This is a genomic window from Thermomonas sp., from assembly GCF_046293095.1.
In the GTDB taxonomy this organism is placed as follows: Bacteria; Pseudomonadota; Gammaproteobacteria; order Xanthomonadales; family Xanthomonadaceae; genus Thermomonas.
Genome location: NZ_JBKBPN010000001.1, coordinates 165,911 through 192,909, shown reverse-complemented (window position 1 = coordinate 192,909; position 26,999 = coordinate 165,911). Strand labels below are relative to the sequence as shown.

Annotated in this window: 29 protein-coding genes and 1 tRNA gene; 8 read left to right on the top strand and 22 right to left on the bottom strand. The window is 70.2% G+C overall.

From position 1 onward, the window contains the following. Positions 1 to 2: 2 nt before the first annotated feature. Positions 3 to 2,108 (top strand): polyribonucleotide nucleotidyltransferase, encoded by a 2,106-nt coding sequence (gene pnp, locus ACK4SG_RS00965; RefSeq protein ID WP_409598997.1) that lies wholly within the window; start codon positions 3 to 5, stop codon positions 2,106 to 2,108. Positions 2,109 to 2,208: 100 nt separating this feature from the next. On the opposite strand, the gene ACK4SG_RS00960 is transcribed toward pnp, so the two are convergent. From ACK4SG_RS00960 to ACK4SG_RS00920, 9 genes are all read right to left on the bottom strand, one after another. Continuing rightward, positions 2,209 to 2,754 carry a 3-hydroxyanthranilate 3,4-dioxygenase gene (locus ACK4SG_RS00960; RefSeq protein WP_409598996.1) on the bottom strand — a complete coding sequence of 182 codons (546 nt, stop codon included), beginning with the start codon at positions 2,752 to 2,754 and terminating at the stop codon, positions 2,209 to 2,211. Positions 2,755 to 2,759: 5 nt separating this feature from the next. Continuing rightward, complete coding sequence (locus ACK4SG_RS00955; protein ID WP_409598995.1) at positions 2,760 to 3,185, bottom strand: RidA family protein; 426 nt, start codon at positions 3,183 to 3,185, stop codon at positions 2,760 to 2,762. Continuing rightward, complete coding sequence (gene can / locus ACK4SG_RS00950) at positions 3,182 to 3,847, bottom strand: carbonate dehydratase (RefSeq protein WP_409598994.1); 666 nt, start codon at positions 3,845 to 3,847, stop codon at positions 3,182 to 3,184. The genes ACK4SG_RS00955 and can overlap by 4 nt, the downstream gene beginning before the upstream one ends. Then, a complete protein-coding gene (locus tag ACK4SG_RS00945) occupies positions 3,844 to 5,124 on the bottom strand; it encodes a hypothetical protein (RefSeq protein WP_409598993.1) in 1,281 nt (426 codons plus the stop codon). Before ACK4SG_RS00945 ends, can begins: the two co-directional genes overlap by 4 nt. After that, a complete protein-coding gene (locus tag ACK4SG_RS00940; RefSeq protein ID WP_409598992.1) occupies positions 5,121 to 6,548 on the bottom strand; it encodes an aldehyde dehydrogenase in 1,428 nt (475 codons plus the stop codon). The genes ACK4SG_RS00945 and ACK4SG_RS00940 overlap by 4 nt, the downstream gene beginning before the upstream one ends. Positions 6,549 to 6,557: 9 nt before the next feature. Continuing rightward, complete coding sequence (gene nei, locus ACK4SG_RS00935) at positions 6,558 to 7,385, bottom strand: endonuclease VIII (RefSeq protein ID WP_409598991.1); 828 nt, start codon at positions 7,383 to 7,385, stop codon at positions 6,558 to 6,560. A 4-nt stretch (positions 7,386 to 7,389) separates the two neighbouring features. Continuing rightward, positions 7,390 to 8,175, bottom strand: coding sequence for an SDR family oxidoreductase (locus ACK4SG_RS00930; protein ID WP_409598990.1), 786 nt, complete (start codon positions 8,173 to 8,175; stop codon positions 7,390 to 7,392). 67 nt (positions 8,176 to 8,242) lie between these two features. Further along, entirely contained in the window at positions 8,243 to 8,794 is a 552-nt protein-coding gene (locus ACK4SG_RS00925; RefSeq protein ID WP_409598989.1) for a phosphatase PAP2 family protein, read from the bottom strand. Next, entirely contained in the window at positions 8,772 to 9,920 is a 1,149-nt protein-coding gene (locus tag ACK4SG_RS00920; RefSeq protein ID WP_409598988.1) for a glycosyltransferase family 4 protein, read from the bottom strand. Before ACK4SG_RS00920 ends, ACK4SG_RS00925 begins: the two co-directional genes overlap by 23 nt. A gap of 141 nt (positions 9,921 to 10,061) precedes the next feature. Between ACK4SG_RS00920 and ACK4SG_RS00915 the strand changes: the two genes are divergently transcribed. Next, complete coding sequence (locus ACK4SG_RS00915) at positions 10,062 to 11,450, top strand: FAD/NAD(P)-binding protein (RefSeq protein WP_409598987.1); 1,389 nt, start codon at positions 10,062 to 10,064, stop codon at positions 11,448 to 11,450. 16 nt (positions 11,451 to 11,466) lie between these two features. Here the strand turns inward: ACK4SG_RS00915 and ACK4SG_RS00910 are convergent, their stop codons facing one another. From ACK4SG_RS00910 to ccmA, 12 genes are all read right to left on the bottom strand, one after another. Then, positions 11,467 to 12,063: a cysteine dioxygenase gene (locus ACK4SG_RS00910; protein ID WP_409599683.1), complete on the bottom strand. Its 597-nt coding sequence runs from the start codon at positions 12,061 to 12,063 to the stop codon at positions 11,467 to 11,469. A gap of 259 nt (positions 12,064 to 12,322) precedes the next feature. After that, a tRNA-Leu gene (locus tag ACK4SG_RS00905) sits at positions 12,323 to 12,409 on the bottom strand. A gap of 28 nt (positions 12,410 to 12,437) precedes the next feature. Then, the gene (locus ACK4SG_RS00900) at positions 12,438 to 13,592 is read right to left on the bottom strand and encodes a homoserine O-acetyltransferase (protein ID WP_409598986.1); all 1,155 of its coding nucleotides are present in this window, start codon (positions 13,590 to 13,592) and stop codon (positions 12,438 to 12,440) included. A gap of 86 nt (positions 13,593 to 13,678) precedes the next feature. Continuing rightward, positions 13,679 to 14,674 carry a tetratricopeptide repeat protein gene (locus tag ACK4SG_RS00895; protein WP_409598985.1) on the bottom strand — a complete coding sequence of 332 codons (996 nt, stop codon included), beginning with the start codon at positions 14,672 to 14,674 and terminating at the stop codon, positions 13,679 to 13,681. Beyond that, positions 14,674 to 15,120, bottom strand: coding sequence for a cytochrome c-type biogenesis protein (locus ACK4SG_RS00890; protein WP_409598984.1), 447 nt, complete (start codon positions 15,118 to 15,120; stop codon positions 14,674 to 14,676). The genes ACK4SG_RS00895 and ACK4SG_RS00890 overlap by 1 nt, the downstream gene beginning before the upstream one ends. Beyond that, positions 15,117 to 15,662, bottom strand: coding sequence for a DsbE family thiol:disulfide interchange protein (locus ACK4SG_RS00885; RefSeq protein WP_409598983.1), 546 nt, complete (start codon positions 15,660 to 15,662; stop codon positions 15,117 to 15,119). The genes ACK4SG_RS00890 and ACK4SG_RS00885 overlap by 4 nt, the downstream gene beginning before the upstream one ends. Beyond that, positions 15,659 to 17,581 carry a heme lyase CcmF/NrfE family subunit gene (locus ACK4SG_RS00880; protein ID WP_409598982.1) on the bottom strand — a complete coding sequence of 641 codons (1,923 nt, stop codon included), beginning with the start codon at positions 17,579 to 17,581 and terminating at the stop codon, positions 15,659 to 15,661. Before ACK4SG_RS00880 ends, ACK4SG_RS00885 begins: the two co-directional genes overlap by 4 nt. Next, complete coding sequence (ccmE, locus tag ACK4SG_RS00875; RefSeq protein WP_409598981.1) at positions 17,581 to 18,066, bottom strand: cytochrome c maturation protein CcmE; 486 nt, start codon at positions 18,064 to 18,066, stop codon at positions 17,581 to 17,583. Before ccmE ends, ACK4SG_RS00880 begins: the two co-directional genes overlap by 1 nt. A gap of 10 nt (positions 18,067 to 18,076) precedes the next feature. Then, positions 18,077 to 18,253: a heme exporter protein CcmD gene (ccmD, locus tag ACK4SG_RS00870; protein ID WP_409598980.1), complete on the bottom strand. Its 177-nt coding sequence runs from the start codon at positions 18,251 to 18,253 to the stop codon at positions 18,077 to 18,079. Next, positions 18,250 to 19,014, bottom strand: a complete 765-nt coding sequence (locus ACK4SG_RS00865) for a heme ABC transporter permease (RefSeq protein ID WP_409598979.1) — start codon at positions 19,012 to 19,014, stop codon at positions 18,250 to 18,252. Before ACK4SG_RS00865 ends, ccmD begins: the two co-directional genes overlap by 4 nt. Before the next feature lie 469 nt (positions 19,015 to 19,483). Then, positions 19,484 to 20,155 (bottom strand): heme exporter protein CcmB, encoded by a 672-nt coding sequence (ccmB, locus tag ACK4SG_RS00860; RefSeq protein ID WP_409598978.1) that lies wholly within the window; start codon positions 20,153 to 20,155, stop codon positions 19,484 to 19,486. Then, entirely contained in the window at positions 20,152 to 20,802 is a 651-nt protein-coding gene (gene ccmA, locus ACK4SG_RS00855) for a heme ABC exporter ATP-binding protein CcmA (protein ID WP_409598977.1), read from the bottom strand. Before ccmA ends, ccmB begins: the two co-directional genes overlap by 4 nt. A gap of 111 nt (positions 20,803 to 20,913) precedes the next feature. On the opposite strand from ccmA, the gene ACK4SG_RS00850 reads away from it, so the two are divergent. The 6 genes from ACK4SG_RS00850 to tpx all read left to right on the top strand — a co-directional run bounded on the left by ACK4SG_RS00850 (position 20,914) and on the right by tpx (position 25,981). Beyond that, complete coding sequence (locus ACK4SG_RS00850; protein WP_409598976.1) at positions 20,914 to 22,062, top strand: pyridoxal phosphate-dependent aminotransferase; 1,149 nt, start codon at positions 20,914 to 20,916, stop codon at positions 22,060 to 22,062. Between the two features lie 22 nt (positions 22,063 to 22,084). Next, positions 22,085 to 23,419: a peptide-methionine (S)-S-oxide reductase MsrA gene (gene msrA / locus ACK4SG_RS00845; protein ID WP_409598975.1), complete on the top strand. Its 1,335-nt coding sequence runs from the start codon at positions 22,085 to 22,087 to the stop codon at positions 23,417 to 23,419. 87 nt (positions 23,420 to 23,506) lie between these two features. After that, a complete protein-coding gene (locus ACK4SG_RS00840; RefSeq protein WP_409599681.1) occupies positions 23,507 to 24,307 on the top strand; it encodes an amidohydrolase in 801 nt (266 codons plus the stop codon). Positions 24,308 to 24,347: 40 nt separating this feature from the next. Next, complete coding sequence (locus ACK4SG_RS00835) at positions 24,348 to 24,641, top strand: biotin--protein ligase (RefSeq protein ID WP_409598974.1); 294 nt, start codon at positions 24,348 to 24,350, stop codon at positions 24,639 to 24,641. Further along, positions 24,638 to 25,411 carry a biotin/lipoate A/B protein ligase family protein gene (locus ACK4SG_RS00830; RefSeq protein WP_409598973.1) on the top strand — a complete coding sequence of 258 codons (774 nt, stop codon included), beginning with the start codon at positions 24,638 to 24,640 and terminating at the stop codon, positions 25,409 to 25,411. The genes ACK4SG_RS00835 and ACK4SG_RS00830 overlap by 4 nt, the downstream gene beginning before the upstream one ends. Before the next feature lie 69 nt (positions 25,412 to 25,480). Then, entirely contained in the window at positions 25,481 to 25,981 is a 501-nt protein-coding gene (gene tpx / locus ACK4SG_RS00825; protein WP_409598972.1) for a thiol peroxidase, read from the top strand. 52 nt (positions 25,982 to 26,033) lie between these two features. On the opposite strand, the gene ACK4SG_RS00820 is transcribed toward tpx, so the two are convergent. Then, a complete protein-coding gene (locus ACK4SG_RS00820; protein WP_409598971.1) occupies positions 26,034 to 26,918 on the bottom strand; it encodes a pirin family protein in 885 nt (294 codons plus the stop codon). Positions 26,919 to 26,999: the final 81 nt, after the last annotated feature.

Sequence of the window (26,999 nt, the reverse complement as noted above, 5' to 3'; positions counted from 1 at the left end):
AAGTGGCAAAGATCAGCAAAACCTTCCAGTACGGCAAGCACCAGGTGACCCTGGAGACCGGCGAAATCGCACGCCAGGCCGGCGGCGCCGTGCTGGTGAAGGTCGACGGCACCGAGGTGCTGGTGACCGCGGTGGCGGCCAAGTCGGCGCGCGAAGGCCAGGACTTCTTCCCGCTGACCGTGGACTACCAGGAGAAGTTCTACGCCGGTGGTCGCATCCCCGGCGGCTTCTTCAAGCGCGAAGGCCGTCCGACCGAGAAGGAAACGCTGATCAGCCGCCTGATCGACCGCCCGATCCGCCCGCTGTTCCCCGAGGACTACAAGAACGAAGTCCAGATCATCGCCCAGCTGGTGTCGCTGAACCCCGAGGTCGAGGGCGACATCCCCGCGCTGATCGGCGCCTCCGCCGCGTTGTCGCTGTGCGGCAGCCCGTTCCAGGGCCCGATCGGTGCCGCCAAGATCGGCTACATCAACGGCCAGTACGTGCTGAACCCGTCGGTGTCCGAGCTCAAGACCAGCGACCTGGAACTGGTCGTGGCCGGCACCTCCAGCGCCGTGCTGATGGTGGAATCGGAAGCCAAGGAGCTGTCCGAGGACGTGATGCTGGGCGCGGTGATGTTCGGCCACCGCGAGATGCAGAAGGCGATCAACGCCATCAACGAGCTGGTGACCGAGGCCGGCACCCCGCCATCCACCTGGCAGGCGCCGGAGAAGAACGCCGCCATGATCGCCGCGCTGAAGGACGCCGTCGGCGACCAGCTGGCGCAGGCCTTCCAGGTGCGCGACAAGCTGCAGCGCCGCGACGCCATCGCCGCGATCAAGAAGGACGTGATGCAGGCGCTGGCCGGCCGCGCCGAGGCCGAGGGCTGGAGCAGCGCCGAGATGTCCAAGGAATTCGGCGAGCTGGAATACCAGACCATGCGCGGTGCGGTGCTGGACACCAAGATCCGCATCGACGGCCGCAAGCTGGATGAGGTGCGCCCGATCAGCTGCAAGGTCGGCGTGCTGCCGCGCGTGCACGGCTCGGCGCTGTTCACCCGCGGCGAGACCCAGGCGCTGGTGGTCACCACCCTCGGCACCGCCCGCGACGGCCAGATCATGGACGACGTGGCCGGCGAGTGGAAGGAACACTTCCTGTTCCACTACAACTTCCCGCCGTTCTGCGTGGGCGAAGCGGGCCGCTTCGGCGCGCCCAAGCGCCGCGAGATCGGCCACGGCCGCCTGGCCAAGCGCGGCGTGCTGGCGATGATGCCGGGCATGGAGGCGTTCCCGTACACCATCCGCGTGGTGTCCGAGATCACCGAGTCGAACGGCTCCTCGTCGATGGCCTCGGTCTGCGGCTCCTCGCTGGCGCTGATGGACGCGGGCGTGCCGATCAAGCGCCCGGTCGCCGGCATCGCGATGGGCCTGGTCAAGGAAGGGGACAAGTACGTCGTGCTGTCCGATATCCTGGGCGACGAGGACCACCTCGGCGACATGGACTTCAAGGTGGCCGGCAGCGAGCACGGCGTCACCGCTCTGCAGATGGACATCAAGATCCAGGGCATCACCGAGGAGATCATGAAGGTCGCGCTGGCGCAGGCCAAGCAGGGCCGCCTGCACATCCTCGGCGAGATGGCCAAGGCCATCACCGCGCCGCGCCCGGAGCTGTCGGACTACGCGCCGCGCCTGATCACCATCAAGATCCATCCGGACAAGATCCGCGAAGTGATTGGCAAGGGCGGCTCGGTGATCCAGGCGATCACCAAGGAGACCGGCACCCAGATCGACATCCAGGACGACGGCACCATCACCATCGCCTCGGTCAACGCTGCCGCCGGGATCGCGGCCAAGGCGCGGATCGAACAGATCACCTCGGACGTCGAGCCGGGCCGGATCTACGAGGGCAAGGTCGCCAAGATCATGGACTTCGGCGCGTTCGTGACCATCGCCCCGGGCAAGGACGGCCTGGTGCACGTCTCGCAGATCTCCGCCGAGCGCGTGGAGAAGGTCTCCGACAGGCTGAAGGAAGGCGACCTGGTCAAGGTCAAGGTGCTGGAAGTGGACAAGCAGGGCCGCATCCGCCTGTCGATCAAGGCCGTCACCGAAGGCGAGGGCAGCGGCGAGTAATCGCCGCGTTCTGCGCCAGACACGAAAAAGCGGGCCTTGCGCCCGCTTTTTCGTTGCACGCCGTTTCCGGCTGCCTGGCCATGCAGGCAGGGAACGGGGCTTATTCCGCCGGCTGCTCGTAGCGGCCCGGCCGCGGGTTGAGGGTGCCGCACTGCGCGCAGGTGCGCAGGTGGTCGTCGCGGTAGAACCGCTCGAACACGCGGAAGAAGTCCTGCTCGATGTCGACCAGGTGGAAGAAGTCCGCGTAGAGCTTGTGGTTGCAGTGCACGCAGAACCACATCAGCGCGTCGTTTTCATGCGGCAGGCGCTTGCGTTCGATCACCAGCCCCACCGAATCCGGCATCCGCTGCGGCGAATGCGGCACGCGCGGCGGCAGGTAGAACACCTCACCGGCGCGGATCGGGATGTCGCGCACGCGGCCGCGTTCGCCGTCGAAGTCCTCCTGCACGCGCAGCACCATCTCGCCTTCCAGCTGGAAGAACCACTCCGGGCCTTCCTCGAAGTGGTAGTCGGTGCGCGCGTTCGGGCCGCCGACCACCATCACGATGAAATCCTCCTGCACGATGCACTTGTTGCCCACGGGTGGCTTGAGCAGGTGGCGGTGTTCCTCGATCCAGGCGTGCAGGTTGAAAGCAGAAGGCAGCATGGCGTTCAGTCCTCGAGGCGGGCGATGCACTTGAGTTCGATGGCGATCGGCGTAGGCAGCGCGGTGATGCCCAACGTGGTACGGCAGGGCGCCAGCGCGGGGTCGGGGAAATACTCGGCCCACACGGCGTTGTAGGCCGTGAAATCGCGCGCCATGTCGGTGAGATAGACCGTCACGTCCACCAGGTCTTCCCAGCGTGCGCCGCTGGCCTGAAGCACCGCGCGCACGTTGGCGAACACCGCGTGCGCCTGCGCCTCGATGTCGTAGCCGACCAGGCGGCCTGCGTCATCGTGGCGGTTTCCGGGAATCGCGTTGGTGGCGGGATCGCGCGGGCCGATGCCGGACAGGAACAGCAGGTTGCCCACCCGGCGCGCGTGCGGGTAGTGGCCCACCGCCTTCGGCGCCGCGCCGGCGTGGATGCCGGTGTTCACGCGCGGCCCCGGCGGCGCTGGCCGACCCCGGCGATCGCCGCGGCCTGCACCTGCTCCAGGGCTTCCGCGGAATCCACGTCCATGCCCAACTCGCGCACGCGGCCGTCGGCCAGGCTGTATACCCAGCCGTGCACGGCCAGCGGCTGGCCGCGCGCCCAGGCATCGGCGATCACCGTGGTCTGGCACACGTTCACCGCCTGCTCGATCGCGTTCAGCTCGCACAGCGCGTCGTGGCGCTCCTCCGCGGGCAGGCCGTCCAGCAGCGCGGCGTGTTTTTGCGCGACATCTCCGACGTGGCGGATCCAGTTGTCGGCCAGCCCCAGCCGGGTGCCGTGCAGGGTGGCGCCCACGCCGCCGCAACCGTAATGGCCCACCACCAGGATGTGCTTGACCTTCAGCACGTCCACCGAGAATTGCAGCACCGACAGGCAGTTGAGGTCGGTATGCACGACCACGTTGGCGATGTTGCGATGGACGAACACCTCGCCCGGCAGCAGGTCGATCACCTGGTTGGCCGGCACCCGCGAGTCGGAGCAGCCGATCCACAGGTATTCCGGGCTCTGCTGGCGCGACAGGCGGTCGAAGAACGTGGGGTCTTCCTGGGTGACGCGGTCGGCCCACGACTGGTTGTTGCGCAGCAGGGTCTGGAGTTGCTTCTTCATGGGGTGTCCGATGGGGATGGGCGGTGCGCGGGGACGTCCAGCGTCCGGTCCGCGAGCACGGTGTCGTCGGGGCCGGTCAGACGCATGCGGTACTGGCCGGGGGCGAGGTAGAGCGGGGTGTCGGTTTCGCCATCGGCCAGCAGCACGAACTGGTCGGCGGGAATGGCGTCGTCGCCTTCGTTGGCGTAGCGGGCTTCGGCGAGGCAGGGCAGGTGGCCGATGCAGGGTGTCAGGTCGAGGGGGACGGATTGGCGTCGGCCGCCGAGGGTGAGCCAGCCGGGGCGCAGCGCGCCGGCATCGACGGCGGGCAGGAGCACGCTGGCATCGAAGCGCTCGGGTTCGCCGCGCCATGCGGACCGGGCTCCGCGTTCCACCAGCACCGCGGGTGCCTGCACGTCGAAGGTCCGCACAAGCCGGTCGGCCGCGGCGCCGTCCTCCCATGTCAGCCGGGTCTGGTCGACGGCGAGGATCGGCAGCCCGGACAGGCGCATGAATTCCAGCGCCATCGGATCGGCCCCGCCGGGCTGGCTGCCTGCGGTCTTGCCGATGTGGCCGTAGCCGGCGTGCACGAGGACCTTCGCGTCGGGCTGCGCGCGCAGCAACGCCGCCAACGTGGCGGCCATGCCGGTTTCGCGCTGCTGCTGGGTCTGTCCGGGTGTCGATGCCGGCTCGTAGGGCACCAGCACGAAACCGAGGCGCAGCGCGGAGCGGAGCAGCTCGGCAAAGACCGGTTCACGGGTGTAGTAGCCGGTGTCGCGCGTGGGGTAGCCCTTGGGAAGCGGCGGATCGGCCAGGGCTTCCACGGCGAGATGGGTGAAGCCGCGTGCCCGCAGCGGTGCCAGCAGGGCCAGCGTCAGTTGCCGGGTCTCGGGGCGGTGGTGCGCCTCGTTGACCATGACCACGCGCAGGTCGGCGGCGCGGTCGACGATCCAGTCCACCGCCGGCTGGGCGGTGTGGGTGGCCGGCGTCGGCAGGTCGTCGGGCGCGGCGCGGCGGTCGTGGATGGGGAAGCTGCGGATGGCGTCGTTCGGCCGTCCCAGCGTGGCCAGGCTGGCCGCCAGCGTTTGCCCCGCGATCTGCTTCCAGGTCGGATTGGCGGCCACCTCGGGTCCGGTCATGAAACGGAACTCCGCGAACGGCGTCGTCATCGCCCGCATCCGCGCGAAGTAGGCGGCGATCGGGTCGGCGGGCGCGTCATCGCCGGTGCCCGTCGCCACGGCGACGCCGGCCAGCAGTGCCAGGCACAGCCCTGCGCCCATTGCAGCCGCCCGACTCATGGGAAGGCGAGGCCGACGTTGCGCGGCTCGGTGAAGAACCGCATCGCCTCCCGTCCGCCCTCGCGGCCGATGCCGGAGGCGCCGGTGCCGCCGAAGGGCGTGCGCAGGTCGCGCAGCAGCCAGGTGTTGATCCACACGATGCCGACCCGCAGCTGCGCGCCGAAGCGGTGCGCGCGTGCCAGGTCGCGCGTCCACACGCTGGCGGACAGGCCGTAGTCGGAGGCGTTGGCCAGCATCAGCGCGTCGTCGTCGGACTCGAAGGCTTGCAGCGTGACCACCGGGCCGAAGATCTCCTCGCGGTTGGTGGCGCAGTCCGGCCCCAGGCCTTCGATCACCGTGGGTGCGATGAACCAGCCCGCGCGCGCGATCGCCTCGCCACCACACAGCACGCGGCTGCCCTCGGCGCGTGCGCGTGCGATCGCCGCCATCACCTTGTCGAAATGGGCCTGCGACACCATCGGTCCCAGCTGCACGCCGTCCTCCAGCGGGCCGCCGATGCGCAGCGCGCGGGCGCGCGCGACGAAGGCATCGCGGAATTCGGAGTAGATCGCACGCTCGATGAGAATTCGCGACCCGCACAGGCAGATCTGCCCGCTGTTCTGGAACGCGCTGCGCACCAGCGTATCGAGATGGGCGCGCCAGTCGCTGTCGGCGAACACCAGCGTGGCGTTCTTGCCGCCCAGCTCCAGCGACACCTTCTTCAGCTGCGGCCCGGCGATGCCGGCAATGCGGCGGCCCACTGCGGTGCTGCCGGTGAACGAGATCGCCTTGACCTGCGGGTGCGCCACCAGCGGCTCGCCGACGTCCGCGCCGAGGCCGTGGACGATGTTGAGCACGCCCGGCGGCAGGCCGATCTCCAGCGCCAGTTCGCCCAGCAGCGTGGCGGTGGCGGGGGTGATCTCCGATGGCTTGGCGACCACCGTGTTGCCGGCGGCCAGCGCCGGCGCGATCTTCCAGGTGAACAGGTACAGCGGCAGGTTCCACGGGCTGATGCAGCCCACCACGCCCAGCGGCAGGCGCAGGGTGTAGTTGAGGCCGGCCTCGCCGTGGTGGGATTCGCTGGCGAACTGGGTGGCGGCGTGCGCGAAGAAGCGCAGGTTGGAGATCGCGCGCGGGATCTCGACCTCGCGCGCCAGCGCCAGCGGCTTGCCGGCGTCGATCGCCTCGGCGCGGGCGAAGGCGTCCAGGCGTGCTTCCAGCGCGTCCGCCAGCCGCTCCAGGTGGCGGGCGCGGTCGCTGTTGCGCAGTGCGGCCCAGGCCGGCGCGGCGTTGCTGGCCGCGGCAACCGCCGTCTCGATGGTGCTGGCATTGCCTGCCGCAACCTCGGCATACGGCTGCGCATGGGCGGGGTCGAACACCGGCAGCCAGCGCGCGCTGGGCAAGCCGCCGCTGGCGGCGCCGATGACGTGTCCGAACCGTCGCATTCCGCCAGTTTACTTCGGTGGCCGCCCGGGCTGGCAACGCGGGCACAGGAACAGCGGGCGCGACTGGCTGGCGATGCGTTCGAGCGGCGTGCCGCAACGCTCGCAGGGTTGCCCATCGCGTTGGAACACGCGGAAGCGGAACGCCTGGCCTTCGCGCGCCAGGTAGTCCGCACGCATGCCGCGGGTGGGTTCGATGCCGCGGGTGGCGTAGCTCAGGCGCGGGATCGACAGCAGTGCCTCGGCCAGGCGCGTGGTCTGTGCGTCGTCCAGATCGCGCGGGCGCAGGGTGGGGTGCAGGCCCGCGTCGAACAGCACCTCCGCGCGCAGGTAGTTGCCCATGCCGGCCAGGAAGCCCTGGTCCAGCAGCAGCGCGCCCAGCGCACGGCCGCGGAATGCAGGTGACTGCAGGCGTGCGGCCACGGTGGCGACATCCAGCGTGGTGTCCAGCACGTCCGGGCCAAGGCGCTGCAGGAACGGATGGCCTTCGATCTCGTCGCTGCGCCAGAGTTCAATGTCCGAGGCGGAGTAGAGCAGGATCGACGCGCGCCGGGTTTCCAGTGCGACGCGCAGGCTGCGGGATGTCTCAGGGCGCTCGCCCGGGCCGGCAACGTGCCACACGCCGTAGAGCTGGTTGTGCGTGTACAGCGTCCAGCCGTTGTCGAACGCGGTCAGCAGGGCCTTGCCGCGCGGCGTGATCGTCAGGATGCGGCTGCCCGGCAGTCTGCGTTCAAACTGCTTCAGCGCGGGTGATGCGAAGTGCGCGCGCAGCAGCGGCTGCCCCGCCACGGCAGCGGCCAGCCGATCGGCGGCGCGGCGGATCTCGGGACCTTCGGGCATGCGCTCAGATCGACTGCATGCGGCCGCCGTCCACCGCGACGGACTGGCCATTGATGTAGGCCGCGGCCGGGCTGCACAGGAAGGCGATCAGGTTTGCGGGTTCCTCCGCGTCGGCGAAACGCCCGGCAGGGACCGTCGCCAGCATCGCTTGCGCCACCTCGTCCCGGGACTTGCCTGTGGCGGCGCTGCGGTCGGCCAGGATCTGCTCCAGCCGGCGCGTGCGGGTATAACCCGGCAGCACGTTGTTCACGGTGATGCCGTCGCCGCCCAGCTCGCGCGAGAGCGTCTTGGCCCAGCTGGCCACCGCGCCGCGGATGGTGTTGGACACGCCAAGGTTGGGGATGGGCTCGTACACCGAGGTCGAGATCACGTTGACGATGCGGCCCCGGCGCGCGGCGCGCATCCCGGGCAGCAGCGCCTGTACCAGCGTCTGGTTGGCGATGAGATGCTTGCGGAAGGCGTCGAGGTAGGCCTCGGCCGGCGCAGCATGCGCGGGGCCGCCCGGCGGGCCGCCGGTGTTGTTGACCAGGATGTGCACGGGCGAGCGGGCCGCCAGCGCATCGGCTGCGGCCCGGAGGGCGTCGGCGTCGGCCAGGTCGACGGCCAGCAGGCCGTGCGCCTGGTCGTGCGTATGCGGCAGGCTGGCGACGACCTCGCGCAGCACGTCCTGGCGCCGGGCCAGCACGGTGACGTTGGCGCCAAGACCGGCCAGTGCGACGGCGGTGGCGCGGCCGATGCCTTCCGAGGCGCCGCAGACCAGTGCGTGGGTTCCGGTGAGATCAAGTTGCATGCGGGCTCCCGAGTCGACCCGCCGATTGTACGGGCGCGTGTACCGGCCGCGCCGGCTGGCACGGTGGTCAGGGCAGCCAGCCGCCCATGCCTGCCAGCCACAGTGAGCCGGTTGCCAGCAGGCCGCCGATGCCGGTTGCCGCCAGCACGTCGCTGGGGTAGTGCAGGCCCAGCACCACGCGCGAGATTGCGACGCTTGCGGCAAATGGCACCAGCAGCCAGGCCAGCACGGGGTAGTGCGCCACCGCCACCACGCTGAAGGCGACCGCGTGCAAGGTGTGGCCGGACGGGAAGCTGAATTCGTCCAGCGGCGCCACCCATGCACGGATGCGCAGGTCGCGGGCGAACGGCCGCGGGCGACGGGTCCAGCGCTTCAGCCGCTTGTACAGCAGCAGTGCCGCCAGTCCGGTCACCGCCAGATGCAGCGAGGCGCGCAGGCCGTCGATGCCATCGGCGGCGACCAGCACGGCCATCAGCAGGTACCAGAACACGCCATCGCCGAGCCGGCTCACGGTGGCGAAGTAGTGGAAGGGCAGGCGGCGGGCGCAGAGCCCGTTGGCCTGCAGGCACCAGGCCTGTTCGACGGCGGCAAGACGCTCAGGGGACGGCGGTTGCGACATGGGGCGTGCTCCCGGTGGCCTGCGATTGCAGCAGGTGGTCGAAGGCCTCGGCGACCCGCGCCGGGCGCAGGGTGGCCACGGCCTGGCGGCATGCGGGCCGCATCCGCGTGCGCAGGGCGTCGTCGCCGGCCAACCGCAGTGCAGCGGCGAGGAAGGCGGTGTCATCGCCGCAGGGCACGGCGGCGCCGTGGACACCATCGCGCAACACTTCGCGGGCGGCACCGTAATCGAAGGCAACCGTCGGCACGCCGCTGGCGAGGGCTTCCAGGGTGACGTTGCCGAAGGTCTCGCTGCGGCTGGGGAACAGGAACAGATCGCCGCTGGCAAAGTGCCGGCCCAGCGCCTCACCGCGCTGGACGCCGCAGAAGACGAAATCCGGGTTCTCGCGCTGCAGCGCCTCGCGCGCGGGGCCGTCGCCAACCCAGACAAAGCGGGCATCGGGCCGCACGCGCTGCAGGTCGCGGAAGGCGCGCACCGCCAGCGGCAGGTTCTTCTCGGGCGCGATGCGGCCGACGTGGATCACCGCCAGGGCGTTGTCGTCCAGCCCCCATTTGGCGCGCAGCGCCGGATCGCGGTGGTCGGGGTGGAAGGCGCAGGTATCCACTGCGCGCGGCAGCAGGACGACGTTGTGGAACCCCTGGCCTTCGAGGAAGCGCTGCAGTTCGCGGGTTGGCACCAGCGTGGCCTGCGCGCCGTTGTGGAAGTGCCGCATCCAGCGCAATGCCGTGCCCTGCAGCCACGGTGCGCCGTAGCTGCGGACGTAGTCGTCGAACCGTGTATGGAAGCCGGTGGCCGCAGGGATGCCAAGGCGGCGGGCCGCACGCAGCGCCGACCAGCCCAGCGGGCCTTCGGTGGCCACGTAGATCGCATCCGGTCGCTCGGCCCGCCAGTGCCGCGTTAGCGCGCGGGAAGCCGGCAGGCCGAAGCGCAGGCCGGGATAGCGGGGCAGCCCCGCGCCGCGGATCAGCAGGGTGCCGTCGGCGCCGCCATTATCAGCGGGCTGGCGGGGGCGGACCAGCGCGACCGCATGGCCGCGTTCGCGCAGGCCCAGCTCCAGCCCGTGCACGGTCAAGGCGACGCCGTTCACTTCGGGCGGGTAGGTCTCGGTGACGAGGCTATAGCGCATGGCCGGTACTCCCCGGTGGCCGGTGCCAGGCAGCATCGCGGCAGGCCGTGACCGCCGCGTGTCGGTGGGATGAAGCGGCGGTGACGCGAGCCGCCGCCGGTCCGCACTTACAATGCTGACCTCCTTTCGATCAGCGCCAGCATGAGCGACGACCGTGACACTCCTGCCGCCGTCGACGTCGCCATCGTCGGCGGCGGCGCCGCTGGCGTGCTGGTGGCCCTGCAGCTGCTGGCGGATCCCGCCTTGTCCCTACGCGTGGCGCTGATCGACCCCGCAGCCGAGCCGGGCGGTGGCGCCGCCTATGCCACCGCCCAGGCAACGCACCTGCTCAACGTCCCGGCCGGGCGGATGAGCGCGCTCCAGGACGATCCCGGCCATTTCGTCCGCTACCTGGCGGCCCGTGGATACGGGGACGCGGAGCTGCTGGCGACGGCTTTCGTCCCGCGCCAGGCCTACGGCCGCTACCTGCTCGACACGCTGCGCGCGCAGCCCCGGTTCGGGGCGTTGCGCGTGCTGCGCGACCGCGTGGACGGCATCGACGTCGTCCCCGGCAGCCAGCGTCTGCGATTGGCCTCCGGCATCCGGCTGGACGCGCGGTACGTGGTGCTGGCGGTGGGCAACCGGCCGCGGCCGTTGCCGGCCAGCATCATGCAGGGCGCGGTGCCCGTGGTGGAGGCGTGGGACGACGGCGCGGTGGCGGGGATTCCGGAGGACGCCGACGTCTGCATCGTCGGCTCCGGCCTGAGCATGGTCGATGCCGTGCTGTGTCTGGCCGAACGCCATCGCGGGCGCCTGCGTGTGGTCTCCCGCCACGGTCTGTTGCCGCGGCCGCATGCCGCCGCGGGCCCGGTGGGTGCACCGCCCACGGGACTGGACGCCCCGTCGCTACGCGCCCGCTTCCGGGCGTTGCGTGCCGCCACCCAGGCGGCGACCGCGGCCGGTGAGCCCTGGCAGTGGGTCTTCGATCGCCTGCGCCCGCGGGGCCAGCAGCTCTGGACGTCGCTGCCGCATGCGGAACAGCGGCGTTTCCTGCGCCATGCGGTGCGCTACTGGGATGTCCACCGCCACCGCATCGCCCCGGTCGCGGCCGCCACGCTGGCGTCTTTGCAGGCCAGTGGACGCTTGCGGGTGCAGGCGGCCCGCCTGCAGGCTTTGGCTTTGCGCGACGGTGGCCGCATCCAGGTGGCCGTGCAGCCGCGTCATGCGGACGCACCGGAGCAATTCACGGTGGACCGCGTGATCAACGCCACCGGCATCGACACCACCATCGATCCGCGTCCGGACTGCCTGTTGGGCCAGTTGCAGGCCAACGGCCGCATCGTGGCGGGTCCCCACGGCCTGGGGCTTGCGGTGGCTGCTGATGGGCGCGTGGTCGATGCGGCCGGACGCGCGGATTCCGCCCTGTTCGTGATCGGCGCCCTGCGCATGGGCCAGCTGTGGGAAACCACCGCCATCCACGAGCTGCGCGAGCAGGCGCGCGAGATCGCGGCGGCCATCGCGTTGCCCCGAGGTGAAGCGCACCGCGGCTGAGGCGCGATGTTGCGCGTCAGTCGGTGGCGTCGGTCGTCAGGCAGGACTGCTCGCGCACGTACCAGTCGTTGCCGTCGTGGTGGAAGCGGGCGCACTGCGTCAGCGGCGCCTGGTACACGTGCACCGATACGGCCACCGCGTCGTCATGCGGATTGCGCAGCACGTGGTGCTCGTGCGGCGGGATCAGGCTGCCGGCGCTGCCGGGGCCGGCGCGCAGCGTCTCGGCGGCACGGAAGCGCGCGCGCACGCCATCGGTTTCCAGCAGTTCGTAGCGGATGATGTCCAGCTCGCCTTCCCAGACGCCTTCCACGCACCAGCGGCCGTCGTGGTCGTGCAGCGGAGTGTCCTGGCCGGGGCCCCAGGTCATCGCGACCACGCTGTAGCCGTGGATCGGGCTGCGGTAGAGCTCGCGCCGGGCGTAGTGGCCGGCCACCGGCATGCGCACGGCATCGGGCAGCTGGACCGACGGGTCGCGGATCAGCGATTCCAGCGCCGCGCGCAGGGCATTGGTGATGGCTTCCGGCTCGCCCAGCGCCACGGCGGCGTCCAGCAGGGCGTAGAAGCGGTCGCTTCCGGGGAAGTCGGTGGCGGGCAGGTCGGACAAGGCGGGCATGGCGTTCACCAGCCCGAGTGTACTGCAGTCGGGCGGATCTGATCACGCGATGGCATCTCGACATGCCGGATTTGCATAACGCATGTGATCGAGTGCTGTCTGGGCCGGCCTCTCATTGTCACCTGCGCAGCGTGCGCGACGACCGGAAGTTGTGACTTGAAGCGCCATTGCTGGGGGTGTCAGAACAACAAAAAACCCCGCATGGGCGGGGTTTTTGATCAAAGCAGCGGGCCGTCGTGGACGTCGATGCCGCGTGCACTGGTGCCGGAAGTGGGACTCGAACCCACACGCTTTTAAGGGCGGCGGATTTTGAGTCCGCTGCGTCTACCGATTCCGCCATTCCGGCGCGGGTGCGCAGTATAGCCGAGTGTGGCTCACGCCACGCGGTTGGCGTCCAGCCTGGCGGTGGGCAGGGTGCGCAGGAAGCCGGCGACGGCCGGGCCGAACCGCGCTTCGTCCACCAGGAAGGCATCGTGGCCCTGCGGCGAGGGCATCGGCAGGAAGCGCACGTCCGCCCCTGCATCGCGCAGCCCGGCGGCGATTTCCTCCTGCTGCTGGATCGGGAACAGGATGTCGGTCTTCACGCCGATCACCAGCGCGTGGGTCACGTCCTGCAGCGAAGCCAGTCCGCGCCGGGTGTCGCCGCCGTGCGCCTCGCCGAGGTCGAACCAGTCCATCGAGCGGCTGAGGTAGAGATAGCTGTTGGGGTCGAAGCGATGGACGAAACGGCGCGCATGCGCCTCCAGATAGCTCTCCACTTCGAACTCCAGGCCAAACGGGTCGTCGTCCTCGCGGCGCTCCGGATCCAAGCGGACGCGGCCGAAGCGGCCATCCCATTCCAGCGCCGAGCGGTAGGTGATGACGCCCAGCTTGCGCGCCATGCGCATGCCGTTTTCCGGGTAGCAGCCGTTGATTTCGTAGTCGCCGCCGTTCCACTGCGGGTCCAGCCGGATCGCCTCGCGCTGCAGCGAGCGGATGGCGATGGAGAACGGCAGCGCGCGTGCCGCGCCACAGATGTTGACGTGGCCGCGGGCGATGCCGGGGTGGCGGGCCAGCAGCGCCAGCGCGGTCATGCCGCCCATCGAATTGCCCACCACGCAGGCCAGTTGCCGGATGCCCAGCCCGCGCACCAGTGCGGCGGCGGCATCGGCGCCGTCTTCGATGGACAGCTCGGGGAAGCCGAGGCGGTAGGGCTCGCCCGTGGCCGGATCCGGCGAGGCAGGGCCGGTGCTGCCCTTGCAGCTGCCCAGCGCATTCATACACACCACGAACCAGCGGTCGGTGTCGATCGGTTTGCCGGGGCCGATCATCCATTCCCACCAGCCGGGGCTGGGGTCGGCCGCGCTGGAGGCCGCGTGGGCATCAGGCGACATGCCGGTCAGCACCAGCACCACGTTGGTGGCACCGGCGTCGAGCGTGCCCCAGGTTTCATAGGCCAGCCGCGCACCGTGCAGCGCGCCGCCGCGTTTCATCGGGAACGGCGAGGGCAGCGGGAACCAGCGGGTGGCGGGCGGGATGAATTCGGTCATGTGGCTTCTACGCGGCGCAGCCTGCCATGGTTGCAGGTTCGACCGCGCGCGGCCATGCCGATCGGTCATGGCCGGATGCCCGCAGGTCAGGGGGTGCCGATCACCAGAGTCACCGGGCCGGTGGCGGGCAGGGTAACGCGGACCGGCTTGGATTCCAGGTCGCCATCCTGGCGCATCGCCTCACCGCTTTCGGAGAGCCGGGCCACCAGTTCCACCTCGCGCAGTTGCGACAGCTTCAGCGTGGGCATGGGGCTGTCGGCATCGCCCAGCGCGGCGGTGAAGGGAAGCTCCGACACGGCGTGCTTCTGCGCGGCCACCGGCATCGGCGGGCCGCCGACCTGGCGCGCGATCACGAAGACGGTGGCATCCGGCCGCAGCCGCACCCGCGCGGCCAGCGCGGGATCCAGGGAGACCTTCACGGACAACAGGGGGGGCGGCGCGGCGGGTTCGGCCAGTGGCGCCAGGCCGGCCTGTGCGCGGGCGGCGTTGATTTCCTTACGCAGGCTGGCCGCCGTGGCGGCGTCGACCTGCGCCAGCAGCGGCGCCCAGGTGGCCGCGGCCTCGGCGTTGCGGCCGGCCTGGCGCTGGGCCACGCCGAGGAACCAGCGCGCGCGCTCGTGGGCCGGGTTGGCCTTCAGGGCCGCTTCCAGCAGCGCAACGGCCTGCGCATCGAACGTGCGGCTAGGGTCGGCCAGCGCCCGGGACTGTGCGGCTTCGGTGAGGACGTCGGCATTGTCCGGGGCCAGCTTGGCCGCCTTGGCGAAAGCGTCGCGGGCGTTGCTGGCCTCGCCCAGGCGCTGGTAGGCCTGGCCCAGCAAGGCCCAGCCGTCGGCCTGCGCAGGGTCGCGCGCCAGTGCGGCCTGCAGCTGCACCACGGCCTCCTCCAGCGTGCGCGGCGCCTGCCGGGTGGCGGGATCCAGTGCTTGCGGGGTGCCCACCAGCTTGTACAGCAGGCCGGTGGACAGCAGAACCGCGATGCCGATGCCCAGCGCGACGCCGCGCGCACCCTGCCACAGCGGGCGCAGCAGCGTGGCCAGCACCAGCAGGCACAACAGCAGCGCGATCATGAGGAAAACGGCCATCACCACTCCTGCCCGTCGTCGGTGGCGACCTGCGGGGTCGCGCCCTTGCGGCGACGCACCAGGGTCACCACCACGCCCATGCCTGCCAGCAGCACCACCGCCGGGCCCAGCCACAGCAGCAGGGTGCCGCTTTCGAATCGGGGCTTGTACAGCACGAACTCGCCGTAGCGCTGCACCAGGTATGTCTTGATCTCGTCGTCGCTCTTGCCCTGGCGCATCAGGTCCAGCACTTCGCGGCGCAGCTGCAGTGCGATGAGGGCGTTGGAGTCCGCCAGCGACTGGTTCTGGCACATCACGCAGCGCAGCTGCAGGGTCAGCGCGTGGAAGCGGGCTTCCTCCGCCGCACCGTGGAAGCGCAGCGGGGCGGCATCGGTCTGCTGGTTGGCCTGCGCGAACGCGGGCAGCGTGGCCAGCCACAGCAGGGCGGCAAGCAGAAGGCGGCTCATCGCCCGGCCTCGATCTGCGCCACCAGTGGCAGCAGTTCCTGCGCGATGATCGCCTCGGTGAGCGGGCCGACGTGCTTCCAGCGCACGATGCCCTTGCCATCCACGAGGAAGGTTTCCGGCGCGCCGTACACACCCCAATCCAGCGCGGTGCGGCCCTCGACGTCGGACAGCACCACCATGAACGGATTGCCGAACTGTTCCAGCCAGCGCAGCGCGTCGGCGGGTTCGTCCTTCCAGTTGTAACCGACCACGCGCACGCGCTTGGTCTCGGCGAACTTGGTCAGCACCGGGTGTTCCACCCGGCACTCCACGCACCAGCTGCCCCACACGTTCAGCAGGAACGGCTGGCCGCGCAGGTCCGACAGCTTCACCGTGTAGCTGGGGTCGTGCAGCACCGGCAGCGCGAAATCGGGGGCCGGCTTGCCGATCAGTGGCGAGGGCAGGGCATTGCGGTCGGGGTTGCGGCTCATCCACACCCCGGCGGCCAGCAGCGCGGCAAGCAGGGTGAAAGCGGCCAACGGCAGCCAGCGGGCGGGTTTCATGCGGGCTCCTTGCGCGTGGTGCGGAAGCGGCGGTCGAAGGCGGTGACGCCGGCGCCCAGGGCCATCAGCAGCGCGCCGGCCCAGATCCAGCGCACGAACGGTTTGACGTGCACGCGCATCGCCCAGCTGTCGCCGCCCAGCGACTCGCCGATCGCCACGTAGGCATCGGCGAACACGCCGCGGGCGATGCCGGATTCTGTCATCACCTGGCCACCTGCGCGGTAGCGGCGTTTTTCCGGATGCAGGGTCGCGGTGACGGTGCCGTTGCGCAGCACCTGCACGGTGGCGCGGTCGGCCACGTAATTGGGGCCCGTGGCTTCGTCGATACCCTGGAAGCGGAAGGCGTAGTCGCCCAGTGCCACGGTGTCGCCGGCCTTCACCGCCAGCTCGCGCTGCAGGCTCAGGCCCTCGACCAGCAGAGCGCCGATCAGGAATACCGCGATGCCGAGATGGGCCAGGCTCATGCCCCACATCTCCAGCGTCAGGCGGCCGCTGTCGCGCAGGCGCGACCAGACGAAGCGCAGCGTGCCCGCCGCCACCCAGGTGGCCCCGAGGATGCCCACCGCGGTCTTCCAGCGGCCCTGCGGCGCGAGGAAGAACGCGGCCACGCCCAGCACCAGCGCCAGCACCGCCCACGGCGCCAGCAGGCGCAGCGGGCTGGCCATGTCCTCGCGCTGCCAGCGGGTCAGCGGGCCCAGCGGCACCAGCGCGACCAGCGGCGCCATCAGCAGGGTGAACATGATCGCGAAGTAGGGCGGGCCCACCGAGATCTTGCCCAGCTCCAGCGCGTCGGCCAGCAGCGGGTACAGCGTGCCCAGCAGCACCATCGCGCACGCGGTGGCCAGCAGCAGGTTGTTGAGCAGCAGCAGGGTTTCGCGCGAGGCGGTGGCGAACGGCTTGGCGACGCTTTCGGTGTCCGGCGCGCGCAGCGCGTAGAGCAGCAGGGAACCACCGACCACGATGCCCAGGAAGATCAGCACAAACAGGCCGCGGCCCGGATCGGCCGCGAACGCGTGCACGCTGGTCAGCACGCCGGAGCGCACCAGGAAGGTGCCCAGCAGCGACAGCGAGAAGGCGGCGATCGCCAGCAGCAGGGTCCAGCCGCCGAAGCTGCCGCGCTTTTCGGTCACCGCCTGCGAATGCAGCAGCGCCGCGCCGGCCAGCCACGGCATGAAGCTGGCGTTCTCCACCGGGTCCCAGAACCACCAGCCGCCCCAGCCCAGCTCGTAATAGGCCCACCAGCTGCCGATGGCGATGCCCAGGGTCAGGAACGCCCAGGCGGCATTGGTCCACGGCCGCGTCCAGCGCAGCCACTGCGCGTCGATGCGGCCTTCCAGCAGCGCCGCGATGGCGAACGCGAAGGGCACCGCGAAGCCGACGTAGCCGGCATAGAGCATGGGCGGGTGGATGATCAGCCCGGGGTCCTGCAGCAGCGGGTTCAGGTCGCGCCCTTCGGTGGCGGCCGGCAGGATGCGGGTGAACGGGTTGCTGGTGAAGATCAGGAAGGCGAGGAAGCCCAGCGCCACGATGCCCATCACGCCCAGCACGCGCGCCACCACCGGCATCGGCAGCGCCTTGGAGAAGCGCGCCACCGCGGCTGTCCACAGCGCCAGCACCAGCGCCCACAGCAGCAGCGAGCCTTCGTGCGCACCCCAGACCGCCGTGTAGCGGTAGATCGTCGGCAGCAGGGAATTGGAATTCTCGGCCACGTATTGCACCGAGAAGTCGCCGACCACGAAGGCGTGCGTGAGGGTGGCGAAGGCCAGTCCGACCAGCAGCAGCTGCATGTAGGCGGCCGGCCGCGCCACCGCCATCAGTGCCGGCAGCCCGCGGTGCGCGCCCAGCAGCGGCAGCAGCGCCTGCAGCGCGGCCACCAGCATCGCCAGGATCAGCGCGATCTGTCCAAGCTCGGGCAGCATCAGGGCGTGCCTTCGGCGGGCGCGGTGGCGTCCTGCACGTGGTGCTTCTTGTGCGCGGCGCCCATCTTGTCGGCAACTTCCTTGGGCATGTAGGTCTCGTCGTGCTTGGCCAGCACCTCTTCGGCCACGAACACATCGCCACGCATGCGCCCGGTGGCCACCACCGACTGCTTCTCGCGGAACAGGTCGGGCAGGATCCCGGTGTAGACCACCGGCAGGCGGGCGTCGCCGTCGTCCACTTCGAAATGCGCTTCCATCGAGCCGGGCGCGCGCTTGAACGAACCAGCCGCGACCATGCCGCCCAGGCGGAAGCGGGCATCGCCATTGCGCACGTTCTCGCCGGCGCTGCCCCCCAGCACTTCGTGCGGCGTGTACAGGTAGGCCACGTTGCGCTGCAGCGCCATTGCAACGAGCGCGGTAGCCACGCCGGCGACGGCAAGCAGGACGAGGATCAGCAGGAGGCGGCGTTTGCGGGTCGGGTGCATGGTGTCTGGGTCAGTCCCGCGACAGCGGGAGTTCCGGGTTCGGGGAGGGCGTTGCCTTGCGGCGCGCAAGGCGTCGCGTGGCCGCGCGCAGTGCGGCGCGGATCTGCAGGGTCGGGACCAGCCAGTCCCACAGCAGCATGGCGGCGAATACCGCATAGGCGGCGATCACGTATTCGCGGTAGCTCATCGGGCCGTCTCCGGTGGCATGCCGGCGGCCAGCCGGGCCACCCAGTCCTTGCCGGCTTCACGACGCAGGTTGTCGGCGCGGGCGCGCGCCAGCAGCGAGCCGAGGAACCACAGCTTGGTACCGACGATCATCCAGACCAGCGGCGGCAGCATGCTGGCATCCATGCTGGATTCGCCGAACAGGCGGATGGTCTGGCCCTGGTGCAGCGAGTTCCACCACACCACCGACCAGCGGATCACCGGCAGCAGGGCAACGCCGACGATCGCCAGCAGGCCGGCCGCGCGGGCGGCGTTGCGGCGGTCGTCGATGGCCGCATACAGGCCCATCACGCCGAGGTAGAGGAACAGCAGGATCAGTTCCGTGGTCAGGCGCGGGTCCCAGTCCCACCAGGTGCCCCACATCGGCTTGCCCCAGATCGAACCGGTCGCCAGCGTCACGGCGGTGAAGGCGGCGCCGCTGGGCGCGCAGGCCATCGCCAGGATCTCGCACAGCTTGATGCGCCAGACCAGCGCGATCACGGAATAGAACGCCATCAGCCCGAATACCGCCATGCTCATCCAGGCTGCCGGGACGTGGATGTAGAGGATGCGGAAGCTGTCGCCCTGCTGGTAGTCGGCCGGCACCTGGAACAGTGCGCCGTAGGCACCCACCGCCATCAGCAGCAGGCCCAGCAACCAAGCCCATGGCGCCCAGCGGGCGGCAAAGCGGTCGAAGGTCGGGGGGGAACCGAGTTGGTGGAACCAGCGGATCAGCGGAGACATCGTGGCCTTTGCGGGGCAGCGTGTGGATCGCCCCATGTGGTGCAGCGAAGGATACCAGTCCGTCGGGGGTCGATATCCGATGGGCGGCCGGCGGGGCGGGCGTGGCAGGCTGCCCGGCCTCGTCGGCGCTTGCCGCGTCTGCAGACAGTCCTGCCCCGGGGCGGGGAAGGCGGGACGTTGCAGGGCGTGGAGTCTGCCGCTGCCGAGGGCGCCGGGGGCGATCAAGCGGGCATCGACCTCATGTGATGCGTGGTGTTGGCGGCCCGCCTGCCCGCGTGATTCAGGTTGCAGGTTCACCGGCAGGCAGCGCCCGGTGGGATGTCATGCAAGTACTCCGTGAAGCCAAGGGCATTGGCCGTGGGGCCAGTGGCGGCATTCTGGAACGACGCGGCCGGGTCCGCCTTGATCCAGCGCAAGCAGACGGTAGTGCCGGCCTGGGCGCTTGGCCGGCGCGGCGGCGTCGCGCGGATCAGGAATGCGCGATGCGCAGCGCTGCGGCGGCTGTCGGCGGCGCCATGGCCAGCGACAGCACCAGGCCCGCACCCAGCAGCAGCAGCGCGCCCACGGCGTCCAGCCCTTGTGCATCCGCCGCGACCGCGCCGGCCCCGAACACCAGCACCGGGACGTACAGCGGCAGCGCCAGCAGCGCGACCAGGATGCCGGCCCGGCGCATGCCCACGGTCAGCGCCGCGACCACGGCGCCCAGCAGGCTGAGGATGGGCGTGCCCAGCAGCAGCGAGGCCATCAGCACCGGCAACTGCGCGCGCGGCAGGTACAGGAGCTCGCCCAGCAGCGGCACCGCCACGATCAGCGGCAGCGCCGTGGTCAGCCAGTGCATCAGCGTGCGCACCAGCACCAGCCACCAGAGCGGCACCGGGGCCAGCATCCACTGCTCCAGCGAGCCGTCCTCGGCATCGCCGCGGAACAGATTGTCCAGCGCCAGCAGTCCCGCCAGCAGCACTGCCAGCCACAGCACCGCCGAGGCCACCGGTGCCAGCGATCGGGCATCGCCGCCCAGCCCCAGCGCGAACAGCACCACGGTCAGCAGCGCGAACAGCGCCGGCTGCAGCGCGTCGCCGCGGCGCGCCCACAGCAGCTGCAGGTCGCGCGTGACCAGGGCGCGGGCGGCGCGGGCCATCATGCGGACGGCCTCGCCAGTTCCAGCAGGCGGGTACGCACCGGCGGCGCCGCATAGGCGCCGTGGGTAGTAATCAGCGCCGCGCCGCCTTCGCGCAGATGCGCTTCCACCATGCGGTTTACCAACTGGATGCCCTCGAGGTCGAGGTTGGCGTACGGTTCGTCCAGCAGCCACAGCGGTGCGGGCGAGAGCCACTGCCGGGCCAGGCCCAGGCGCTTTTTCTGGCCTGCGGACAGCGTGCGCAATGGCGCGTCCTCGAAGCCGGCCAGGCCGACGATGGCCATCGCCGCCTCCGGCGTCTGGTTGCGCCGCTGGCCATGCAGGCCACAGAGGTACTCCAGGTTGCGCAGCGCTGACAGGTCGGCCTTCAGGCCGGGCAGGTGGCCAAGGTAGGCGATATGCCGGGCCCGCGAGGCGGGCAGGGCCGGCATGCCCTCGATCTCCACCGTGCCCGCTTCCGCGCGCAGCAGTCCTGCCAGCACGCGCAGCAGCGTGGTCTTGCCGGCACCATTGCCGCCCTGCACCAGCAGCGCCTCGCCGGCGTCCACTGCGAAGTCCAGCGGCCCGAACACGGGCGTGTCGTCGCGCGAGAATGCAAGGCCGCGGGCGGCGAGCAGGGGGCTGGTGTGGGCGGCGGCGGGTGCGGGCATCGGATGGCGATTCTACGGGATGCCCGTCCCATGCCGGATGGGCATGCCGTCCGCGCATCCGTTCCCGGGAGGATTCCGTACACTGGACTGCCTGCTAAACACGGCACCGCAATGCACGTCCAGACCAAACTGCCCAACGTCGGCACCACCATCTTCACCGTGATGTCGCAGCTGGCTGCCGAACACGGCGCCGTCAATCTGGGCCAGGGCTTTCCTGATTTTCCGGTTCCCGGCCGCCTGGTGGACGCACTTACCCGGGCGATGCAGGCCGGTCACAACCAGTACGCGCCGATGACGGGCATCCCCGCGTTGCGCCAGGCCATCGCCGCCAAGACCGAACGCTGCTACGGCTGGCGCCCCGATGCCGACGCCGAGATCACTGTCACCAGTGGCGCCACCGAGGCGATCTTCAACGCGATCCACGCGGTGGTGCGCGCCGGCGAGGAAGTGATCGTGCTCGATCCCTGCTACGACTGCTACGAGCCGGCCATCGACCTGGCCGGCGGCAAGGCCGTCCACGTGCCGCTGGACCCGGCGACCTTCGCGCCCGACTGGGACGCGGTGCGCGCCGCCATCACCCCGCGCACGCGCCTGCTGATGGTCAACAGCCCGCACAACCCGTCGGGCGCGATGTTCACCGCCGCCGACATGCAGGTGCTGCAGGACATCCTGCGCGGGACCCACATCCTGCTGCTCAGCGACGAGGTCTACGAGCACATCGTGTTCGACGGCGCCCGCCACGAGTCGGCGCTGCTGTATCCGGACCTGCGTGCGCGCGCGTTCGTCATCTCCAGTTTCGGCAAGACCTACCACTGCACCGGCTGGAAGCTGGGTTACTGCATCGCGCCGCCGGCGCTGTCCGCGGAGTTCCGCAAGGTGCACCAGTACAACGTGTTCTGTAGCTTCAACCCGGCCCAGCACGCGTTCGCGGAGATGATCGAGGCCGAGCCGGAGCACTACGAGTCCCTGGGCGCGTTCTACCAGGACAAGCGCGACCGCTTTCGTGCGCAGCTGGCCGCGACCCGGCTCAAGCCGCTGCCGGTGCCGGGCGGCTACTTCCAGCTGGTCGACTACTCTGCGGTGTCCGACCTGCCGGACCTGGAATTCGCCCGCTGGCTGACGGTGGAGCACGGCGTGACCGGTATCCCCCTGTCGCCCTTCTACGCCGCGCCGCCGGCCGGCCAGCGCCTGTTGCGGCTGTGTTTCGCCAAGAACGACGACACGGTGAACCGCGCCGTCGAACGTTTGTCCAAGTTGTAGCCACGAACCGGAGGCCACCCCCATGCAGGCCGACAAAACCCTCGCCCTGGTGTTTTCCCTGCTGCTGACGGGCGCTGCGGCACTGCTTGCCTGGCGGGCCCTGCACGCCACCCCCGCCTTGCCGCCATCGGAGACATCCGTCGTGAACGCCACCAATCTGCAGGACATCTATTTCGGCATGGGCTGCTTCTGGGGCGCGGAAAAACGCCTGCGCGCCGTGCCGGGCGTGGCGGACGTGGAGGTGGGCTACGCCGGTGGCGATGCGCCGAAAGTGGCCTATGAGGACGTTCTGCGCGAGGAGCGCCTGATCCGCGCCGGCCGCAGCCAGGCCCGCAACCATGCCGAAGTGGTGCGTGTGCGCTACGACCCCAAGCGCCTGGACCTGATGACGTTGCTGGCGGCGTTCTGGGAAAACCACGACCCCACCCAGGTGGGCGGGCAGGGCAACGACATTGGCAGCAACTACCGCAGCGCGATCTACTTCACAAGCGAGGCACAGAAGACGCTGGCGGAGCAGAGCCGCGCCATCTACCAGGCCAACCTGACCAAGGCCGGCTATGGTGCGATCACCACCGAGATCCTGCCGGTGCGGCACTACAACCGCGCCGAGGAGTCGCACCAGGACTACCTGATCAAGAACCCGGACGGTTACTGCGGGCTGGGGGGTACCGGCGTGAAGTTCGGCCTCGGCGCCGAGGTGGCCGCGACGCCGCCGCTGGACGGCAGCGCGCTGCGCGCCGACCGCCAGCTGGTGGTCTACGAGGCGGAGGATTGCCCCTACTGCGAGAAGTTCGAGGCCGACGTGCTGTCCAGCTGGAAGGCCGACGTGCCGTTCGCCAAGACCCGGTCGCAGAAGGCGCCCAACGGCTGGACGCTGGCCGGCCCGCTGTTGGGCACGCCGACCATCGTGCTGTTCCAGCAGGGCAAGGAGGTGTCGCGCTTCACTGGCTACGCCGGCGATGCCAGGAAGTTCTGGCAATGGCTGGGCTTCCACCTGCTCACGCCCGAGCAGCAGCGGATCGCCTTCGAGAACGGCACCGAGCTGCCCGGCACCGGCGCACACCTGAACGAAGCGCGCCCCGGCACCTATTTCGATCCGATTACCGGCGCGGCGCTGTTCCGCAGCGACGCCAAGTTCGACAGCGCCTGCGGCTGGCCCAGCTTCTTCGAGCCGATGCCGGGCGCGCTGCAGTTCCTGCAGGACGACAGCCACGGCATGCACCGCATTGAGGTCCGCAGCGCCAGCTCCGGCATCCATCTCGGGCACGTCTTCGACGACGGCCCGCCACCCACCGGCAAGCGCTACTGCATCAACGGCAACGTGCTGAAGTTCGTGCCGGACGCGCCCAAGGCCTGAAGCCAGGATTTCCTTCCGCCCGCGCAGGTGGAACAATCCTGGCTGGATTCCACGCCCGCCGGGCGGGAGCAAGGCATGCACACCGGACTGTCCGATCTTCGCGTTTCCATCGTCCAGGGCGACACCCGCTGGCACGACCCGGCGGGCAACCGCGCCTATTACGGGCAGCTGATCGCCCCCCTGCACGGTCTGACCGACCTGGTGGTGCTGCCGGAGACCTTCACCAGCGGCTTCTCGAACGACGCCATCGCATCCGCCGAGGACATGCGCGGGCCTACCGTGGACTGGCTGTTGGAGCAGGCCGACCGCCTGGATACCGCCATCACCGGCAGCGTCCAGCTGCGCGACGGCGAGCGCATCTACAACCGCATGCTGTTCGCCGTGCCCGGCGGCGGGCTGGCTTATTACGACAAGCGCCATCTGTTCTCGTATGCGAACGAACACGAGCGTTACGCGGCAGGCAACCGGCGGGTGATCGTGGAGTGGAAGGGCTGGCACATCCTGCTGCAGGTCTGCTACGACCTGCGCTTCCCGGTGTTTTCGCGCAACCGCTTCGACGCCGCACGCCCGGGGCTGCCGGACTACGACTTGGCGCTGTACGTGGCCAACTGGCCCTCGGTGCGCAGCTATCCGTGGAAGACCCTGCTGCGCGCCCGCGCCATCGAGAACGTCTGCTACGTGGTGGGCGTCAACCGGGTCGGCACCGACGGCAACGGCCTGCACTACAGCGGCGACAGCGCGGTGGTGGATTTCCTTGGCCAGCCGGTCAGCGAGTGCATGGACGAGCCGGTGGTGGTGACCACCACGCTGCAGGCCGCCGAACTGCTGGCGCACCGCCAGCGCTTCCCGGCGCTGCAGGACGGCGACGCGTTCACCATCGAGCCGTGACCGTCCCCGCCGGGCGTCCACCCCGGCCTAGAATGGCCGGATGAACGGACATGGCGAATACAAGATGCCGGGGGGCAAGCTGGTGGTGGCCGATGTCGCCATCGCGGCCGACCTGCTGGTCCGGGTGGCGATCAGCGGGGATTTCTTTCTCGAGCCCGACGAGGCGCTGGACGCGATGAACCGCGCGCTGTTCGGGATGCCTTCCGCCGCTGCGCCAGAAGTGCTGGCCGCCGCGGTGGCCGCGGCGCTGCCGGTGGACGCGCGGCTGTTCGGCATCAGCGCGGACGCGGTGGCGGTCGCGGTGCGGCGCGCCATCGACGGTGCGGTGGCATGAACGCCCGCTGGCGCGCGCTGGACTGGCGGCTGGTCCACGCCGGGCCGCAGTCGCCGGCGCTGCACATGGCGCTGGACGAAGTGCTGACCGACGAGGTGGCGGCCGGTCGCCGGCTGCCCACGCTGCGGGTCTGGGAGTGGGCCTCGCCGGCGGTGGTGATCGGCCGCTTCCAGTCGCTGCGCAACGAAGTGGATGCGGAGGGCGCGGCGCGCCATGGCATTGAGGTGGTGCGGCGGGTCACGGGTGGCGGCGCGATGTTCATCGAGCCGGGCAATACCATCACCTACTCGCTGTCGGCCCCGGAGTCGCTGGTGGCGGGCATGTCCTTCGAGCAGTCCTATGCCTTCATGGACGCCTGGGTGCTGGAGGCGCTGCGCTCGCTGGGCATCGAGGCCTGGTACCAGCCGCTCAACGACATCACCTCGAACGCCGGCAAGATTGCCGGCGCCGCCCAGATGCGCCGCGGCAAGGCGGTGCTGCACCACGTGACCATGGCCTACGACATCGACGCCGACAAGATGCTGCAGGTGCTGCGCATCGGGCGCGAGAAGCTGTCCGACAAGGCCACCCAGAGCGCCAACAAGCGGGTCGATCCGCTGCGCAGCCAGACCGGACTGCCCCGCACCGAGGTGATCGCGCGGATGATCCAGACCTTCCGCGATATGCATGGCCTGGTGGACGACACGGTGCGGCCGGACGAGCTGGCCCGTGCGGAGGCGCTGGCACGGGAGAAATTCGCGTCGCCGGCATGGAACGGTCTGGTACCGTGAATCGTGACGCCGGACTGACGCCCGGCCCCGTATGCTTTCGCGTCCGTTCCCCACACAGGAAACTTCCGCATGTCCAGCGTCACCCTCAAAGGCAACCCGGTCCGCGTTGGCGGCCAGCTTCCGGCCGTCGGCAGCCAGACCCCGGCGTTCTCCCTCGTCGGCACCGACCTGGCCGACCGCGCGCTGGCGGATTTCGCCGGCAAGCGCAAGCTGCTGAACATCTTCCCCAGCGTCGATACCGGCGTGTGTGCCGCGTCGGTGCGCCATTTCAACCAGGACGCCGCCAAGCTGGCCAACACGGTGGTGCTGTGCATCTCCGCCGACCTGCCGTTCGCGCAGGCGCGTTTCTGCGGCGCCGAGGGTATCGGGAACGTGGTGATGCTCTCTACCATGCGCGGTCGTGCGTTCCTGCACGACTACGGCGTGGCGCTGGAGGATGGCCCGCTGGCTGGCGTCGCGGCGCGCGCGGTGGTGGTACTGGATGCGGACGATCGTGTGTTGCACGCGCAGTTGGTGCCGGAGATCACCAGCGAACCCGACTACGCCGCCGCGCTGGCTGCGCTTGCCTGAGGATGGTCCGGTTGAGGGCACGGCGTGCCTGTCTGCGCGCCGTCGCGGTGGATCAGGACGGCAGCGTGCCGAACCGGCCGCCGTTGAAGTCCGCGATGGCCTGCAGGATCTCCTGCTGCGTGTTCATCACGAACGGGCCATAGCCCACCACCGGCTCGTCGATGGGCTCGCCAGCGAGCAGCAGCAGCTTGGCGTCGCCGTTGGCCTCGATCGTCACTCCAGTGCCGCCGGTGGACAGCGTGGCCATCTGCGCCGGGCGCAGCACCTCCGTGCCATTGAGCTGCACGGTGCCGTCCAGCACCACCAGCAGCGTTGTCCAGCCCTCCGGCTGCGGCAGCGCGACGCTCCGACCGGCGGACAGGCGTACATCCCAGACGTGCATCGGGGTGAAGGTGCGGGCCGGGCCGCGCTGGCCCGCGTACTCGCCGGCGATGAGGCGGGCGGTACCGACGCCCTCCGGTAGTGCCACCGTGGGGATTTGCGCGTCCAGGATGCCCTGGTAGCCGGCCGGGCCCAGCTTGTCCTTGGCGGGCAGGTTGACCCACAGCTGCACCATCTCGAATGGCCCGCCCTGTGCCGCGTAGGCGCTGGAGTGGAACTCTTCGTGCAGGATGCCGCCGGCCGCGGTCATCCACTGCACGTCGCCCGGCCCGATCACGCCGCCGTTGCCGGCGGAATCGCGGTGCTCCACTTCGCCCGCGTACACGATGGTCACAGTCTCGAACCCGCGGTGCGGGTGCTGGCCGACCCCGCGACGCTCGGTGGTGGGTTCGAAGCGGGTGGGGGCCGCGTAGTCCAGCAACAGGAACGGGCTGCGCTGGGCCACGCCGGGACCGTTGTAGCCGAACATTCCGTGCACCGGGAATCCATTGCCGACCCAGTGGCGGCCGGGGGCGCTGGTGATCTCGAGGATGCGCTTCGGGGAGGTGGTCTGCATGGCGGTGCTCCTGTGCGCAACGGCAGAAGGCCGGTGGCTGCGGGTGCCATGATGGGTTGTTGCTGAATCAGCATCAATTCA